Source organism: Streptomyces sp. NPDC031225 (assembly GCF_055570355.1).
This window is the reverse complement of the sequence record NZ_JBVIHJ010000026.1, coordinates 150,187-165,647: the sequence shown is the minus strand read 5'-3', so window position 1 is coordinate 165,647 and position 15,461 is coordinate 150,187. Positions and strand designations below refer to the sequence as shown.

The 15,461-nt window shown below is 68.6% G+C and carries 15 protein-coding genes, 1 tRNA gene and 1 pseudogene; 6 read left to right on the top strand and 11 right to left on the bottom strand.

Annotation, left to right across the window (positions count from 1 at the left end; all coding sequences use genetic code 11):
• Positions 1 to 99 precede the first annotated feature (99 nt).
• Positions 100 to 1,551 (bottom strand): MFS transporter, encoded by a 1,452-nt coding sequence (locus ACZ48Z_RS35695; RefSeq protein ID WP_468740056.1) that lies wholly within the window; start codon positions 1,549 to 1,551, stop codon positions 100 to 102.
• Between the two features lie 67 nt (positions 1,552 to 1,618).
• The gene (locus ACZ48Z_RS35690; protein ID WP_468740055.1) at positions 1,619 to 2,953 is read right to left on the bottom strand and encodes a DUF445 domain-containing protein; all 1,335 of its coding nucleotides are present in this window, start codon (positions 2,951 to 2,953) and stop codon (positions 1,619 to 1,621) included.
• Positions 2,954 to 3,147: 194 nt separating this feature from the next.
• Here ACZ48Z_RS35690 and ACZ48Z_RS35685 point away from each other — a divergent pair, with 194 nt between their 5' ends.
• Entirely contained in the window at positions 3,148 to 4,482 is a 1,335-nt protein-coding gene (locus tag ACZ48Z_RS35685) for an SGNH/GDSL hydrolase family protein (protein ID WP_468740054.1), read from the top strand.
• A 121-nt stretch (positions 4,483 to 4,603) separates the two neighbouring features.
• Here the strand turns inward: ACZ48Z_RS35685 and ACZ48Z_RS35680 are convergent, their stop codons facing one another.
• From ACZ48Z_RS35680 to ACZ48Z_RS35665, 4 genes are all read right to left on the bottom strand, one after another.
• Positions 4,604 to 5,320 carry a DUF1707 SHOCT-like domain-containing protein gene (locus ACZ48Z_RS35680; RefSeq protein WP_468740053.1) on the bottom strand — a complete coding sequence of 239 codons (717 nt, stop codon included), beginning with the start codon at positions 5,318 to 5,320 and terminating at the stop codon, positions 4,604 to 4,606.
• A gap of 33 nt (positions 5,321 to 5,353) precedes the next feature.
• A complete protein-coding gene (locus tag ACZ48Z_RS35675) occupies positions 5,354 to 6,331 on the bottom strand; it encodes an ABC transporter ATP-binding protein (protein WP_468740052.1) in 978 nt (325 codons plus the stop codon).
• Positions 6,328 to 7,092 carry an ABC transporter permease gene (locus ACZ48Z_RS35670; protein ID WP_468740051.1) on the bottom strand — a complete coding sequence of 255 codons (765 nt, stop codon included), beginning with the start codon at positions 7,090 to 7,092 and terminating at the stop codon, positions 6,328 to 6,330. The genes ACZ48Z_RS35675 and ACZ48Z_RS35670 overlap by 4 nt, the downstream gene beginning before the upstream one ends.
• A 289-nt stretch (positions 7,093 to 7,381) precedes the next feature.
• Positions 7,382 to 8,182 carry an ABC transporter permease gene (locus ACZ48Z_RS35665; RefSeq protein WP_468740062.1) on the bottom strand — a complete coding sequence of 267 codons (801 nt, stop codon included), beginning with the start codon at positions 8,180 to 8,182 and terminating at the stop codon, positions 7,382 to 7,384.
• A 201-nt stretch (positions 8,183 to 8,383) separates the two neighbouring features.
• Here ACZ48Z_RS35665 and ACZ48Z_RS35660 point away from each other — a divergent pair, with 201 nt between their 5' ends.
• The gene (locus ACZ48Z_RS35660; RefSeq protein ID WP_468740050.1) at positions 8,384 to 10,807 is read left to right on the top strand and encodes a transglycosylase domain-containing protein; all 2,424 of its coding nucleotides are present in this window, start codon (positions 8,384 to 8,386) and stop codon (positions 10,805 to 10,807) included.
• A 66-nt stretch (positions 10,808 to 10,873) separates the two neighbouring features.
• Here the strand turns inward: ACZ48Z_RS35660 and ACZ48Z_RS35655 are convergent, their stop codons facing one another.
• Together ACZ48Z_RS35655 and ACZ48Z_RS35650 are read right to left on the bottom strand one after the other, a co-directional pair.
• The gene (locus tag ACZ48Z_RS35655) at positions 10,874 to 11,176 is read right to left on the bottom strand and encodes a GroES family chaperonin (RefSeq protein WP_468740061.1); all 303 of its coding nucleotides are present in this window, start codon (positions 11,174 to 11,176) and stop codon (positions 10,874 to 10,876) included.
• 92 nt (positions 11,177 to 11,268) lie between these two features.
• Entirely contained in the window at positions 11,269 to 11,598 is a 330-nt protein-coding gene (locus tag ACZ48Z_RS35650; protein ID WP_468740049.1) for a DUF3618 domain-containing protein, read from the bottom strand.
• Between the two features lie 126 nt (positions 11,599 to 11,724).
• On the opposite strand from ACZ48Z_RS35650, the gene bcp reads away from it, so the two are divergent.
• Positions 11,725 to 12,192: a thioredoxin-dependent thiol peroxidase gene (gene bcp, locus ACZ48Z_RS35645; RefSeq protein ID WP_468740048.1), complete on the top strand. Its 468-nt coding sequence runs from the start codon at positions 11,725 to 11,727 to the stop codon at positions 12,190 to 12,192.
• Here the strand turns inward: bcp and ACZ48Z_RS35640 are convergent.
• Positions 12,173 to 12,691 (bottom strand): GNAT family N-acetyltransferase, encoded by a 519-nt coding sequence (locus tag ACZ48Z_RS35640; RefSeq protein WP_468740047.1) that lies wholly within the window; start codon positions 12,689 to 12,691, stop codon positions 12,173 to 12,175. The two genes, bcp and ACZ48Z_RS35640, sit on opposite strands and share 20 nt — an antisense overlap.
• 160 nt (positions 12,692 to 12,851) lie before the next feature.
• Here ACZ48Z_RS35640 and ACZ48Z_RS35635 point away from each other — a divergent pair, with 160 nt between their 5' ends.
• From ACZ48Z_RS35635 to ACZ48Z_RS35625, 3 genes and pseudogenes are all read left to right on the top strand, one after another.
• Positions 12,852 to 13,502, top strand: a complete 651-nt coding sequence (locus ACZ48Z_RS35635; RefSeq protein WP_468740046.1) for an HNH endonuclease signature motif containing protein — start codon at positions 12,852 to 12,854, stop codon at positions 13,500 to 13,502.
• Positions 13,503 to 13,510: 8 nt separating this feature from the next.
• Positions 13,511 to 14,172 (top strand): annotated as a pseudogene (locus ACZ48Z_RS35630) (HNH endonuclease).
• Positions 14,172 to 14,255: transfer RNA gene (locus ACZ48Z_RS35625), tRNA-Leu, on the top strand. Before ACZ48Z_RS35630 ends, ACZ48Z_RS35625 begins: the two are co-directional and overlap by 1 nt.
• 54 nt (positions 14,256 to 14,309) lie before the next feature.
• Here ACZ48Z_RS35625 and rdgB read toward each other — a convergent pair.
• Complete coding sequence (rdgB, locus tag ACZ48Z_RS35620) at positions 14,310 to 14,912, bottom strand: RdgB/HAM1 family non-canonical purine NTP pyrophosphatase (RefSeq protein ID WP_468740045.1); 603 nt, start codon at positions 14,910 to 14,912, stop codon at positions 14,310 to 14,312.
• A 23-nt stretch (positions 14,913 to 14,935) separates the two neighbouring features.
• Positions 14,936 to 15,334 (bottom strand): hypothetical protein, encoded by a 399-nt coding sequence (locus tag ACZ48Z_RS35615; protein WP_468740044.1) that lies wholly within the window; start codon positions 15,332 to 15,334, stop codon positions 14,936 to 14,938.
• Positions 15,335 to 15,461: the final 127 nt, after the last annotated feature.

Sequence of the window (15,461 nt, the reverse complement as noted above, 5' to 3'; positions counted from 1 at the left end):
CACCCCCCACCCCGCACCCGACCCACCCACCGAACCCGAAGCGATTAGGGGCGCGGGGAACTGCGCAAAAAACGCCCGCCCCCACCGAACCCGCAGGGATCACGTCGCCGTCAGCGGCTTCGCGATGTCCTCCAGGGAGCGACGTTCCGCATGGACCGCGAGGAACGCCGCCACCAGCCCCGCCGCACACATCAGACCCGCACCGATCTGGAAGGCCAGCACCGTGTCGCCGACCTTGCCCGTACTCGTCAGGTCGGCGAACAGCAGCGGCCCGCTGATACCACCCGCCGCCGTGCCCAGCGCGTAGAAGAACGCGATCGACATCGCGCGGGTCTCCATCGGGAACACCTCGGACACCGTGAGGTAGGCACTGGACGCGCCCGCCGAGGCGAAGAACAGCACCGCACACCAGCAGGCCGTCATCGTGGTCGCGCTCAGCGACCCCTGGTCGAACAGCCACGCCGTCGCGAACAGCAGCAGTCCCGAGAGCAGGTAGGTCGACGAGATCATCACCCGCCGCCCGACCGTGTCGAACAGCTTGCCCAGCAGCAGCGGCCCGCAGAAGTTGCCGATCGCGATGACGGCGAAGTAGTACCCGGTGTTCCCGGTCGGCACGTCGAAGAACGTCGTGAGGATCGCGCCGAAGCCGAAGGTGATCGCGTTGTACAAAAAGGCCTGGCCGATGAAGAGCGAGAACCCCAGCACGGAACGGCGCCGGTAGTCGGAGAACAGCGTCCGCGCGATCTCCACGAACGAGATACTGCGCCGCTGACGGATCGTGATCTCACCCTCGGCCCGCGGCAGAGCCGAACCCCGCTCCGCCTCCACCCGTTCCTCGATCGACGTGACGATCCGCTCGGCCTCCTCGTCCTGCCCATGGATGAGCAACCACCGTGGACTCTCGGGCACATGTCGCCGTACGAGAAGGATCACGACGGCCAGCACGGAGCCCAGCGCGAACGTCAGCCGCCATCCCACGTCCTTCGCGAACAAATCCGTGTTCAGCGCGACGATCGACAGCAGGGATCCCCCCACCGCTCCCAGCCAGAAACTCCCGTTGATGATCAGGTCGACCCGCCCCCGGTACTGCGCCGGGATCAGCTCGTCGATCGCGGAGTTGATCGCCGCGTACTCGCCTCCGATCCCGAACCCGGTCAGGAACCGGAACAGGAAGAACCACCAGGAGTCGAAGGACACCGCGGTCAGCGCCGTGGCCGCCAGATAGACAGCCAGCGTGATCATGAACAGCTTCTTGCGGCCCCATTTGTCGGTCAGCCGCCCCCAGAACAGGGCTCCCACGCACGCACCGGCCACGTACAGCGCCGCCGCGATGCCGGTGACCTGCCCGGAGGAGATCGACAGTCCGCTTCCCGGTTCCGACAACCGGCTCGCGATGTTGCCGACGACCGTGACCTCCAGGCCGTCGAGGATCCATACGGTGCCGAGTCCGATGACGATCGTCCAGTGCCAGCGGGACCAGGGGAGCCGGTCGAGCCGAGCGGGGATGTTCGTCGTCACGGTACGGCCGGAATCGGCCTGCGCGGTGGTCAAGGGACCGCTCCCTCCTCAAGACGTGCGGGTCGGGCGAACCTCCCCCGTATTCCCCCGACCAGCGCGTCTACGCCCCAAGCGCCCGCGACACCGTGTAGATCAACAGCCCCACGAGTGACCCCACCACCGTGCCGTTGATGCGGATGAACTGGAGGTCCCGGCCGATGTGCGCCTCGATCTTCCGGGTCGTGTGCTCGGCGTCCCAGCCGGCCACCGTGTCCGTGATCAGCAAGGTGATCTCGCGCCGGTAGGTCGTGACCACGTACACCGCGGCCCCCTCCACCCATCCGTCGACCTTCGCCTGCACCTTCGGGTCCTCGGCCATCCGCGCGCCCAGCGACAGCAGGGACGCCCGCACCCGCAGCCGCAGTTCGCTGCGCTCGTCCTCGGCGGCGGACACGATCATCGACCGTACGGCCGTCCAGGCCGACGCGATGAGGTCCTGGACCTCGCCGCGCCCCAGCACCTCCCCCTTGAGCCGTTCGATGCGCGCGCGGGTGTCGGTGTCGGACTGGAGGTCGGAGGCGAAGTCCGACAGGAACCGGTCCAGTGCGCCGCGAGCCGGATGCGACGGCATGTCCCGCATCTCCGTCACGAACCGCAGCAGCTCCTTGTAGACCCGCTCGCCGACCTTCTTGTCGACGAAACGCGGGGTCCAGCCGGGCGCTCCGCCCTGCACCGCGTCCATGACCTGCGCGTCGTGCAGCACGAGCCAGTCATGGGCGCGGGTCACCACCAGGTCGACAGCCCGTCGGTGTCCTCCGTCGGCGACGACCTTCTCCAGCATCTTCCCGATGCCGGGCGCGATCTCCTGGGCGTCGGCACGCCGGGTGATCGCCTCGCCGACCACGGCCTGGACGTCGGAATCCCGCAGCACGGTCAGGGCGCCCCGGAGCGCGGCCGACAGCTCTGCGGTCACCCGGTCGGCGTGCTCGGGTTCCGCGAGCCAGGCGCCGAGCCGGCTGCCGATGCCCACGGACCGCAGCCGCTGCCGTACGACGTCCTCGGAGAGGAAGTTCTCGCCGACGAACTCGCCGAGGGACACCCCCAGTTGGTCCTTCTTGGTGGGGATGATCGCGGTGTGCGGGATGGGCAGGCCGAGGGGGTGGCGGAAGAGGGCCGTGACCGCGAACCAGTCGGCCATCGCGCCGACCATGCCGGCCTCGGCGGCCGCGGCGACGTAGTCCGCCCAGGTGCCGGCACCCTCGTGGGACGCCCATGTGGCCAGCACGTACACCAGCGCCACGAAGAGCAGCAGTCCGGTGGCGGTGAGCTTCATGCGCCGCACACCGCGCTGCTTCTCCAGGTCGGCCTCGCTGAAGGTGCTCATCGCACGGACGTCCGCCCGGCCACGCCGCTCGGCGTCAGATGGTCCGGTTTCTTCAGTTTTCGTACGTTCCATCCGCTCCACCCGTTCGGTGATCCCTCACCCATTGTCCCTTCCTGACCGACTCCCGGAACGGAACAAGAGTTCCCGGCGCCCGACCGGACGAGGGAACCGGAGGGGGTCTCGTCACTTGCTTCAGGTTCATGCCTCATCATGAGGTGATCAGATCGGAGCCCCGGGCTCCCATCTCCCGAGGAGACCAGCACCACATGACAAGGCGTCATGGTTACGCCCTGCTCGCCGCGATCGTCGCCACGATCGTGGCCCTGTCCACCGCCATCTACGTCGCCGTGGCGGCCGGCACCGGCACCAGGGACCGAACCTCACTGTCCGGCTCCGGGCCCTCGCGTCCCTCCGCCGCCCCCGCCTCCGCCGGGGTCTGGGTGGGCACCTGGTCCGCCGCCCCGGTCGGCGCCGAGCCCGGCACCGGCAACGAGGGCATGACCGGCCGCTCGGTCCGCAACGTCGTCCACACCAGCGTCGGCGGTACGAGTGCCCGCATCACGCTGTCCAACCTCTACGGCAAGAGCCCGCTGACCATCACCCACGCGACCATCGCGCTCGCCGCCGGCACCAGGACCGCCGCGGCGAGCGCGGGCACCATGCGGCGGCTCACGTTCGCGGGCAACACCACGGCCGTCATCGCCGCGGGCGGGCAGATGCTCAGCGACGCCGTCGCCCTGGCCGTCCCGGCGGGCAGCGACGTCCTGGTCACCACCTACTCCCCCACCCTCTCCGGCCCGGTCACCTACCACCCGGCGGCCCGGCAGACGTCGTACGCCGCCGAGGGCGACGTCACGGCGGACGCGACCGGGACGGCGTACACCGAGCGGGTCGACCACTGGCGGTACCTCACCGCGCTGGACGTGCTCAGCGACGAGGCCGACGGCACGGTGGTCGCCTTCGGCGACTCGCTCACCGACGGCAAGAACTCCACGGCCGACGCGAACAACCGCTGGCCGGACTACCTGAACCGGCACCTGCGCACGGCCCTGGCCGGCGGCCGGGACCTTCCCCGCTACAGCGTCGTCAACGCGGGGATCGGCGGCAACCGGGTCCTCGCGGACGCCCGCGGACGGCCCCTGGAGAACCAGGCCGGCATCCGCCGCTTCACCCGTGACGTGCTCGACCGCCCCAACGTCAGGATCGTCGTCGTCGACCTCGGCATCAACGACATCCTCCGCACCCCGGGTGCCGCCGACCCGAACGGCATCCTCACCGGCCTCCGCGACCTGGTCCGCCAGGCCCACGCCCGCGGCATCAGGGTCGTCGGCGCCACGCTCATGCCCTTCGGCGACCGCAACGGCTGGACCGAGGCGCGGGAAGGAGTGCGCCAGGCCATCAACGCGGAGATCCGCTCGGGGAAGGTCTACGACGCGGTCGTCGACTTCGACAAGGCGGTACGGGATCCCCACGACCCGCGGCTACTGCGCTCCCTGTACGACTCGGGGGACCGTCTCCACCCCAACGACAGGGGGTACGAGCGGATGGCGGACGCGTTCGATCTGGAGTACCTGAAGGGCGCGGCGGCGGCACGGTTGTGAGTGCGGCCCGGTGGGGACTGTTCGCGCAGTTCCCCGCGCCCCTGGGTCCGTACCCATAGGGGCGCGGGGAACTGCGCGACCAGCCACAACGGACCCGCAGCCGCCGAACGACCGCTCAGTCCTACCCCCGCGCATCGTCCCGCGCCGACCGCTTGAGCTCACGGACGGCCTCCCTGCGGTCCAGTTTCTCCTGGCGCCGTTCCTCCCGGAGCCGCTGCCGTTCCACCCGGGTGAGCTTGCGCTCGACGCCGACCCCGCCCCAGAACGCGAACCCGGTCACGATCACGCGGGGTGCCCCCGGCTCTCCCGGCACGCCGTCCTCACGCTGGTCGAACCCGCCCATGATCCCGATCCCGCGGACCACGACCTCGACCCCCGGCGGCACGATCACCTGCATCCCGCCCATCACGGCCACGCAGTTGATCTCGACCTCGCGGTCCGCGAAGTTCGCCTCGCGCAGATCGATCTCCCCGCCGCCCCAGAAGGCGAAGCAGTTGAACCGCCGGGGCACGGTCCACCGCCCCTTGCGCTGGAACCCGGACATCACCGCGACGGCCCACGTCGAGGACCCCTCGCCGCCGACGATCCGGGACGCCCAACTCCCGTCCGGCTCCGGCCGTTTCACCATGTCGACCCGGGGAGCGGCACTCTGACCGACCGGCAGGTCCCGGGTGATCGGCACGAGCTCCCCGTACGTCCGGGCTTTGAACGTCGTCTCCAGCCGCTCCTCGAACTCCTCCATGTCGAGCCGCCCCTCGGCGAGGGCGTCCCGCAGGACCTCGGCGACCCGTTCACGATCGGCGTCGGAAGCACGCAGCTCCGGGAGTTCTTCCGTCATACGGGGCAGCCTACGAGTTACCTCCCCACACGGCTACGACACCGCTTTCTCCGCTTCTCCCGCGTACATCTTCGCGATCACCGCCTCGATGTCCGGCTCCCGCACCGACAGATCCACCAGCGGATACTCCGCCGCGACCCGCGCCACGAGGGCCGCCGCCGACTCGGACGCCGGGAAGGCGAGCCACTGCCGCGGCCCCTCCACCCGGACCACGCGTGCGGGAGCCGCCTCGATCGGCGGGAGTTCCCGTTCCAGGTCCACCACCAGGGTGCGCTCGCTCTCGCCCACCTCGTGGAGACCGGCGAGCGGACCGTCGTACATGAGGCGCCCGTGGTCGATGACCATCACGCGCGAGCAGAGCTGCTCGATGTCCTGGAGGTCGTGCGTGGTCAGCAGGACCGTCGTGCCGCGCTCGGTGTTCAACTCCCGCAGGAATCCCCGCACCTTGGCCTTGGAGATGACGTCGAGTCCGATGGTCGGCTCGTCCAGGTACAGCACCTCGGGGTCGTGCAGCAGGGCCGCCGCGATGTCGCCCCGCATCCGCTGCCCCAGGGACAGTTGGCGTACCGGGACGTCCAACAGGTCGGCGAGTTCGAGGAGTTCGACACAGCGGTCGAGGTTCTCGCGGTAACGGGCGTCCGGGATACGGTACATGCGGTGCATCAGCTTGTACGAGTCGATCAGCGGGAGGTCCCACCACAGGGTGGTGCGCTGGCCGAAGACCACACCGATGCGGTGGGCCAGGCGCGTGCGTTCGCGGGACGGGTCGATCCCCGCCACCCGCAGCCGGCCGCCGGACGGGGTCAAGATGCCCGTCAGCATCTTGATCGTCGTCGACTTCCCGGCGCCGTTCGGGCCGATGTACCCGACCATCTCGCCGCGCGCCACGGTGAAGGAGATCGAGTCGACCGCCCGCACCTGGCGCCGCTCCCGTTTCAGGAAGCCGGTCTTCTTGCGTACGTCGAAGACCTTCTCGACCTGGTCGAGTTCAATGAAGGCGTCCACCGTCAACTCCCCGTACTCCGATACGAACCGAGCCCCGTCCGCCACGCCAGCCCGGCCAGCGCACAGCACAACGCGGCCACCAGCGGGGACGCGAAGGCCACCCACCCCGGCAGCTCCAGCGGGTACGGCCGCCCCAACACATGGGACGCCGGTACCCAGTTGACGAAGGCGAGGGGCAGCATGAACGTCACCCCGCGCACGAAGTCCTTCCCGAACACGGCCGGCGGATACTGCAACAGGGTGGTACCGCCGTACGTGAACGCGTTCTGCACCTCGCTCGCGTCCTGCGCGTAGATCTGGAAGGCGGCTCCCGCCACGAACAGCGCGCTGAAGATCACCGCGCCGCTCACCACCATCACCGGCACCAGCAGCACCTTCGCCACGCTCCAGTCGACGTCGACCGCCGCCAGCGCCCAGACCAGCACCACCGCGCCCTGCGTGATCCGGCCCAGCCGGCGCAGCGCGAAGCGGTCCGCGCCGATCTGCGCGAGCACCGGCGCGGGCCGCACCAGCAGGATGTCGAAGGAGCCGTCACGGATGCGGGAGCCCAGCACGTCCATCGAGCCGAGCACCAGGTCGGCGATGCCGAAGGAGGTGACGGACAGGCCGTAGAGGAAGGCGATCTCGGGCAGCTTCCAGCCGCCCAGCGAGTCGACCTGCGAGAACATCAGCAGGATCCCGACGAAGTCCAGGCCGGTCACCGCCAGGTTGCCGAGCACCGTGACGACGAAGGACGTGCGGTAGGTCATGGCGGAGCGGATCCACATGCCCGCGATCAGCCGGTAGGCCCGCAGCCCCTCGCCCAGCAGCGACGCCCGCCCCGGACGCGCTGCCTCACCCAGCAGCGGTGCCGCGGCCGGGCGCGGTGTCTCTCCCCGGCGCGATGTCCCGCCCGGACTCGATGTCCCGCCCGGACTCGATGTCCCGCCCGGACTCGATGTCTCACCCGAGCGCGCCGCCGCACCAGGCCCCGCCGCCGCACCCGAACCCGTACCCGAACCCGAACCCGAACCCGACGCCGTACCCGTACCCGGCCCCGAACCCGGCCCCGATGTCTCACCCACCCTGCACCACCACCCGCCGCGTCGCCGCAGACTGGAGCAGCCGCCCCGCCGCCAGCAGCACCACCGCCCACACCGCCTGGAAGGCGTACGCCCCCAACGGGTCCGTCTTCCCCATCAGTACGTCCGCCGGCATCTGCAGCTGCGCCGCCCACGGCAGCACCCGCACGATGTCGCCGAACACACCCGGGAAGGCGTTCAGCGGGAGCACCATGCCCGAGCAGAAGATGCCCAGGATCATCACGGCCTGCGAGACGCCCTGACCGTCCATCAGCCAGAACGCGCTCAGCGCCGCCAGGTACCGGATCCCGAAACTGACGAGCATCGCGAGGAACAGCGCCACCGCAAGGGCCGCCCAGGACATGACGTCCGTGGGCAGCGCCATCGGGAAGAACATCGCACCGAACGCGAACGGAATCACCCCCCGCCCGAACAACTGGAACGCCGAACGCCCCAAGTCACCTGCCAGCCACCACAGTTGGAGGTCCGCCGGCCGGTACAGGTCGACCGCGATCTCCCCCGTGCGGATGCGGTCCATCAGATCCTTCTCGGCGCCGCCGCCCTGGATCGCGAGCGTCGAGTAGAGACACTGCCCGAGCCACACATAGGTGACCGCCTGCGCCTGGTCGTAGCCCCCGAGATGGGGCTTCTCGTCCCACAGCGCCAGATACGTGTAGACGAGGATCACACCGAAGACGGTGTTGGTGAACACCCCTGCGAGTGTCGCCGCCCGATAGGTCGCGTACCGTCTGAATCCACCCGCCGCGACGGCCGCGTACAACCGCCCGGAACCCACATCCACAGCACTCCTCGGCCCGCCGACACCAAAGCGCAGGAGCCTACTGCGCAGGTGATGAGGCGGGCCACTCATTTTCTGGGCGAGACGCGCGCCATATCCGGGAACGGAACGCATGGTGCGAGAGTCTTCAACAGGGAGCAGAGAAGGCGTACGAGGTCGTACGGAACGTATGACGCGAAACAGGAGTCCGTGCACGACATGAGCGACCAGCCGCAGCAGCCGACCGAGGGCTGGGCACCGAGAGAACCGCAGGCGGCTGAAGAGCCCGGCCAGAAGAAGGCCAAGAAGCCCAAGCGGCCCAAGCGCACGGGCTGGCGACGGCTGATCCCGACGTGGCGCATGGTGCTGGGCGCCTTCGTCGTCGGGCTGATCGTCCTCGCCGGACTGTTCTACATCGGCTACTCCATGGTCAACATCCCGCCGGCCAACGCACTCGCCATGAAGCAGTCCAACGTCTACCTCTACTCCGACGGCAGCCAGCTCGCCCGTGACGGCGAGATCAACCGCGAGAACGTCGGCCTCGCGCAGATCTCCAAGGACGCACAGCACGCCATCCTGGCCGCCGAGGACCGCGACTTCTACTCCGAGTCCGCGATCGACCCCAAGGCCATGCTCCGCGCCGCCTGGAACACCGCCACCGGCAAGGGCAAGCAGTCCGGCTCCACGATCACCCAGCAGTACGTGAAGAACTACTACCTGGCCCAGGAACAGACCGTCACCCGCAAGGCCAAGGAGTTCTTCATCTCGATCAAGCTGGACCGCGAGAAGTCCAAGGACGAGATCCTCGAGGGCTACCTCAACACCAGCTACTTCGGCCGCAACGCCTACGGCATCCAGGCCGCCGCCCAGGCCTACTACGGCGTCGACGCCGTAGACCTCGACCCGGCCCACGCCGCCTACCTCGCCGCACTGGTCAACGCCCCCAGCGAGTACGACGTCGTCGCACACCCCGAGAACAAGGCCGCCGCCGAGGCCCGCTGGAACTACGTCCTGGACGGCATGGTCAAGAAGGGCTGGCTCAGCGAGTCCGCGCGCACCGGACTGAAGTTCCCGATGCCCAAGGAACAGACCATCTCCACCGGCCTGTCCGGACAGCGCGGCTACATCGTGCAGGCGATCAAGGACTACCTCACCACCAACAAGATCGTCACCTCGGAGCAGTTGGAAGCCGGCGGCTACCGCATCACCACCACCCTGGACAAGAAGAAGCAGAACGCCTTCGTCAAGGCGGTCAACGACAAGGTGATGGACAAGCTCGACAAGAAGAACAACAAAGTCGACAACTACGTCCGCGCGGGCGGCGCCTCCGTCGACCCGAAGACCGGCAAGGTCGTCGCCATGTACGGCGGTGTCGACTACGTGAAGCAGTACACGAACGGCGCCACCCGCGGCGACTTCCAGGTCGGCTCCATCTTCAAGTCCATCGTCCTCGCCGCCGCCGTCCAGAACCACTCCGAGACCCAGGACGGCCGGCTCATCACCCCGAACACCTACTACGACGGCACCAACAAGCGCCCCGTCGTCGGGTGGAACGGCGGCACCTACGCCCCCGAGAACGAGGACGACGGCTCCTACGGCGAGATCACCGTGCGCGAGGCCACCAACAAGTCCGTCAACTCGGTGTACGCGCAGATGGCCGTCGACGTCGGCTCCGACAAGGTCAAGCAGACCGCGATCGACATGGGCATCCCCTCCGACACCCCCGACCTCACGGCGACCCCCTCCATCGCGCTCGGCGTGAACACCGCGAGCGTCCTCGACATGGCCGAGGCCTACGCGACGCTCGCCAACCACGGCAGGCACGGCACGTACACGATGATCGACAAGATCACCAAGGACGGTTCGGAGGCCGTCGAGCTGCCCCAGCAGAGGGCCACGCAGGCCATCAGCCGCCAGGCCGCCGACACCACCACCTCCGTCCTGCAGAGCGTCGTCGACAACGGCACCGCCACCGCCGCCCAGGCCGCCGACCGCCCCGCCGCGGGCAAGACCGGCACCGCCGAGGAGGACACCGCCGCCTGGTTCGCCGGCTACACCCCCGAACTCGCCACGGTCGTCTCCGTCATGGGCCAGGACCCGGTGACCGCAGCCCACAAGTCGCTGTACGGCGCGATGGGCCTGCAGCGCGTCAACGGCGGCGGCCCGCCGGCCGAGATCTGGGCGCAGTACACCAAGGCCGCCCTCAAGGGGAAGCCGGTCGGCGACTTCGACCTCGAACTCCAGCCGGGCGCCGAGACCCAGGCCCCGAGCACCCAGGCCCCGGCCGACCCGACCACGGGCGACCAGGACAACGGCGGCACCACGGGCGACACCACCGGCGGCCAGGACACCGGCGGCAAGACCCAGGGCCAGACCCAGGGCCAGGACAACGGCGGCACGACCACCACCGGCGGCACCACCACGACGGGCGGCACCACCGGCGACACGACCACCGGAGGCACCACGACCGACGGCGGCGGCACGACGACCGCAGACACCACCGGAGACCCCACGACCGGCGGGACGACGGGCGACACCTCCGGCGGAACCACCGGAGACACGACCGGCGGAACCACGAACGGCTCGACCGAGGGGACGACGACGGGCGGAGGCCCGGCGATCACCTCCTCCAGACGGGAGTGACCGACCGTCCCATGACACGGCGAGAGGGGCCGGTGACCACAGTCACCGGCCCCTCTCGCCGTCGATCTACAGGTACAGACCCGTCGAGTCCTCGGAGCCCTCGAACCGGTCGGCGGCCACGGCGTGCAGATCCCGTTCCCTCATCAGCACGTACCCGATGCCCCGCACCTCGACCTCGGCACGGTCCTCCGGGTCGTACAGCACCCGGTCACCCGGCTCCACCGTCCGCACGTTCTGACCCACCGCGACGACCTCGGCCCAGGCCAGCCGGCGCCCGACGGCCGCGGTGGCGGGAATGAGGATGCCGCCGCCCGACCGCCGCTCGCCCTCGCCGTTCTCCTGCCGCACCAGCACACGGTCGTGCAGCATCCGGATGGGCAGCTTGTCGTCGTGGGTGTCGATTCTCTTGGCGCTCACGCCACTGAACCTACCTGCCTTCGAAGCCCGCGTACGCCTGCGGGTCAGCCCTTGCGACGCCGGGTGCCCAGGGCCAGCAGCCCCACGAGACCCACGGCGACGAGTACCACGGGCACGACCCGCTCAAGACGAGGAGCGCCCTCCTCGTCCACGAACTGGGCCTTCACCTCGGTGACAGCCTTGTTGACGGAGACGTACGCCCGCCCGAGCGCGTGGTCGACGTTGGAGACGACCTTGGCCTTCGCGTCACCGACGATCGTCTTCGGATGCACCCGCACCCCGATCTCGTCGAGCGTCTCAGCCAGAAGCTCGCGGCGGCGCTTGATGTCCGCCTCGATCTGCGCCGGGGTTCTGATGTCCGACGTGTCCGCCACGGTGGGGCCTCCGAAATAGCCGATGCCTGTCGATGTCTGTCGATGCCTGTCGTTGTCACCTGTCCTGGACAGTCTGTCAGCTCCGCCCGCGACCGCACTGTCAGGACCCCCGGTTACGCTGACCCAATGAGCGAGCGACTCCAGCCCGGGGACGTGGCCCCCGCCTTCACCCTGCCCGACGCCGACGGCACCGACGTGTCCCTGTCGGACCACAAGGGCCGCAAGGTCATCGTCTACTTCTACCCGGCCGCCCTGACCCCCGGCTGCACGAAGCAGGCCTGCGACTTCACCGACAACCTGGAGGTGCTGGCCGGCGCGGGCTACGACGTCATCGGCATCTCCCCCGACAAGCCGGAGAAACTGGCGAAGTTCCGCGACAAGGAATCCCTGCGGATCACCCTCCTCGCCGACCCGGAGAAGTCCGTGACCGAGGCCTACGGCGCGTTCGGCGAGAAGAAGAACTACGGCAAGACGTACATGGGCGTCATCCGCTCCACGATCATCGTGGACGAGGAGGGCAAGGTCGAACGCGCCCTGTACAACGTCCGCGCGACGGGCCACGTGGCGAAGATCATCAAGGACCTTGGTATCTGAACGAGATCCAGCAGTCAGGAGCCAGGCCGGGCCGCGCGGGCACCGGCCTGCGCTCCTCCCTCCAGGCACCGGGCACGATCTCCTCGGCGACACGCCGCCAGAAACGCACAGCGCCCGAGTTGTTGTGCTGAAAGGCGATGTCCCACTCCCCCGGATGCCGCGCCACCACCTCCCGGACGGCCCACAGCCCGATCCCGGTACGCCGCACTCCCCGCACGACGAAGAAGCTGTTGAGCACGCGGGTGGGCCCGCTGAGCGCCCGCACGAAGGCGAACCCGACGGGCCGCCCGCCGAGACCGATCAGATACGGCGCCCAGTCGCCGTCGCCGGAGAACGCAGCCTCCAGCCGCTCACTGCGGAAGGTCCCGTCGGCATTTGGCACTCCTCCCACGAACTCGCTCATGTCGTGCCGGAACATGAGCCAGAGGCGCTCGATGGTGTGTCGGTCGTCAGAGGTCGCTGTTCGAAGATCCAGATCTGCGATGGGTTCTGAGGTCATGAAAAAAGCCTCCCGGGCGGACAAGAGTCCACGCCTGGAAGGCTGCGTTTGACGACGCCCAGTCTATCAACCCCTTTACAAGTCGAGCGTGACTGTCCGATTAACGGTTCGTTACTCCGTACGAGGTCGCGAACATGCGGCCGGGAACGGAGGGGGTTCGGTGGGAGCAAGTGCGTACACCAAGGAGCGGCTGGAAGAGGCGGCTCGGGGGGCTCGGACGTTGTCGGAGGCGTTGGAGAGGTTGGGGGTGGATCCGAAGAGCTGGAAAAGGCGATACGTCCACGAGCGGATGCAAAGGCTCGGGGTGGACGTCTCGCACTTCGAGAGGGAGGGAGCCAAGTGGACGAGGGGAATCCTAGAACCGGTAGTCGCGGCATCGACGAGCGTCAACGAGGTTCTTCGTCAACTGGGACTTGAGGTGGTCGGCGGCCACCACACCAACATCTCCAGGCGCATCAAGGCCTACGGCATCGACACCTCGCATTTCACGCCAGTGGTCCGCACGGAGCGGCAGCGGCACAACCAGCGCCGCCGGACTGCTGCGGAGATTCTCACCGAGGCCACGTCGGCACACGCCACGCGGGTACCGAGCAGCCGCCTGAAACGGGCAATGGGCGAGCTGGGCGTGGAGGAACATTGCGCCCTGTGCGGCATCAAAGGGGTGTGGCTTGGAGAGCCACTCCCCCTGGAGGTCGACCACATCGACGGCAACTGGCGGAACAACCGCATCGAGAACCTGAGACTCCTTTGCCCCAACTGCCATTCGACAACGGACAGTTACCGCGGGCGCGGCAAGGGGCGCACGTCGTGACCCACTGCGTGAACTACACCCGCGAGCGGCTGGTCGAGGCAGCATCTCGGTGTTCCGACCTCGACGAAGTCATCGCCTTCTTCGGCACCCGGCCATACGGCTACCTCCGCAAGTACCTCACCAAGCGATTCGCCCACTTCGGCATCGACATCTCGCACTTCCACCCGTGTGGCAGGTCCGCCCGGCCCACCCCAGACGAGTTACGCGCGGCCGTCGCCGAGTCTGCCTCCTTGGCGGAGGTATTGCGCCGCCTGGGCCACATCGACAACGCTGCGCAGCGGAAGAAGCTGCACAAGTGGATCGCCGACGACCACCTCGCGACGGAACACTTTCTGGGCCAGGCACATCAACGGGGAAAGAGGCCCCCGAACGCCAAGCGACCTGAGGATGTCCTGGTACAGCACAAGGGCAAGCAGCGGACGACGACAAAGCGCCTACGTCGAGCCTCAGCGAGATCGGCGTCGCCGAAGAGTGTGCCAGGTGCGGCGTCGGCCCGGAGTGGCTCGGCAAGCCCATGACCCTGGAGGTCGATCACATCAACGGAGACTGGAGCGACGACCGGCGAGAGAACCTGCGGTTGCTGTGCCCCAACTGCCACGCAGTCACGAGTACCTGGTGCAGGGGAGGCAATCGACCGCGAACCGCTGCCGGTACGATGGCAGACAGCTAGCGGCGGTGGTGCAATGGTGACACAGCAGACTTAGGATCTGTGGCCCTTGATCGGGCTTGAGGGTTCGAATCCCTTCCGCCGCACATGAACGGCCTGCGAATCGAAAGAATGATGCGCAGGCCGTTTCCGTGCGCGTCTCAGCCCAGCAACTCCCGAACCACCGGCACCAACCCCCGGAACGCCTGCCCCCGGTGGCTGATCGCGTTCTTCTCCTCCGCCGTCAGCTCGGCGCACGTCCGCGTGTCGCCGTCCGGCTGGAGGATCGGGTCGTAGCCGAAGCCGTTCGTGCCGACGGGAGTGTGGCGCAGCACGCCTCGCAACTGGCCCTCCACCACCCTTTCCGTGCCGTCCGGAAGCGCCAGTGCCGCCGCGCAGGCGAAGTGGGCGCCGCGGTGTTCGTCGGCGATGTCGGAGAGTTGGGCGAGGAGCAGGGCCAGGTTGGCTTTGTCGTCTCCGTGGGTGCCTGCCCAGCGGGCGGAGAAGATGCCGGGGGCGCCGTTCAGGACGTCGACGCAGAGGCCGGAGTCGTCGGCGATGGCGGGCAGCCCTGTTGCCCGGGCGAGGGCGTGGGCTTTGAGGAGGGCGTTCTCGGCGAAGGTGACGCCGGTTTCCTTGACGTCGGGGATGTCGGGGTACGCGTCCGCGCCGACGAGGTCGAAGGGCAGACCTGCGTCGGCGAGGATGGCGTGGAGTTCGGTGATTTTGCCGGTGTTGCGGGTGGCGAGGATCAGGCGGGTCATGTCCACCAGTATCCAAGTCCGGGTCAGGGGGTGCAGACCTTCGTCAGTTCGCCTGCCGCGTCGGTGATCGGGCTGAGGTCGGGGGTGGCGTCGCCCTTGTCCACTGCCGTACGGACGTTGGTCACCGCGTCGCCGAGGTTGTCGACGGCCTTGTTGACGTCGGTGTTGTCCGTCTTGTCGCCGATCTGGTCGAGGTTCTTGTCGATGGAGTCGAGTGACTTCTGCAGCTGGGTGGGGTCGTTGGAGGCGTTCTCCACGGCCTGCTGGAGGTCGGTGACGCTGTCTGCGATGGCGTCGGCGGTCTGGACACAGTCGAGTGCCTTGCTCACCGCGTCGCAGCCGGTGGTGAGGCCGATCGTCAGTGCGACGGCGGCTACAGCGGCGGCGATGGTGGTGGTGCGGCGGCGTCGGCTCGCGGCCATGGTTCTGTTCCCTCCTGTGGGCAGGCCTCACAGGCCCCCGTTGTTGGCCGGGCGCCTGCTGTGCACAGCAGGCGCCCGTACTTCCGAAGACGCCGGACCGGTCGGCGGGGTTGCGTGCCGCCGCCGG

What these genes read in the sequence shown, in the direction of transcription:
- ACZ48Z_RS35690 (WP_468740055.1), bottom strand. Translation starts at nt 2,953, where the DNA reads ATGGAACGTACGAAAACTGAAGAAACCGGACCATCTGACGCCGAGCGG.
- ACZ48Z_RS35685 (WP_468740054.1), top strand. Translation starts at nt 3,148, where the DNA reads ATGACAAGGCGTCATGGTTACGCCCTGCTCGCCGCGATCGTCGCCACG.
- ACZ48Z_RS35680 (WP_468740053.1), bottom strand. Translation starts at nt 5,320, where the DNA reads ATGACGGAAGAACTCCCGGAGCTGCGTGCTTCCGACGCCGATCGTGAA.
- ACZ48Z_RS35670 (WP_468740051.1), bottom strand. Translation starts at nt 7,092, where the DNA reads ATGTGGATCCGCTCCGCCATGACCTACCGCACGTCCTTCGTCGTCACG.
- ACZ48Z_RS35660 (WP_468740050.1), top strand. Translation starts at nt 8,384, where the DNA reads ATGAGCGACCAGCCGCAGCAGCCGACCGAGGGCTGGGCACCGAGAGAA.
- ACZ48Z_RS35655 (WP_468740061.1), bottom strand. Translation starts at nt 11,176, where the DNA reads ATGCTGCACGACCGTGTGCTGGTGCGGCAGGAGAACGGCGAGGGCGAG.
- bcp (WP_468740048.1), top strand. Translation starts at nt 11,725, where the DNA reads ATGAGCGAGCGACTCCAGCCCGGGGACGTGGCCCCCGCCTTCACCCTG.
- ACZ48Z_RS35640 (WP_468740047.1), bottom strand. Translation starts at nt 12,691, where the DNA reads ATGACCTCAGAACCCATCGCAGATCTGGATCTTCGAACAGCGACCTCT.
- rdgB (WP_468740045.1), bottom strand. Translation starts at nt 14,912, where the DNA reads ATGACCCGCCTGATCCTCGCCACCCGCAACACCGGCAAAATCACCGAA.
- ACZ48Z_RS35615 (WP_468740044.1), bottom strand. Translation starts at nt 15,334, where the DNA reads ATGGCCGCGAGCCGACGCCGCCGCACCACCACCATCGCCGCCGCTGTA.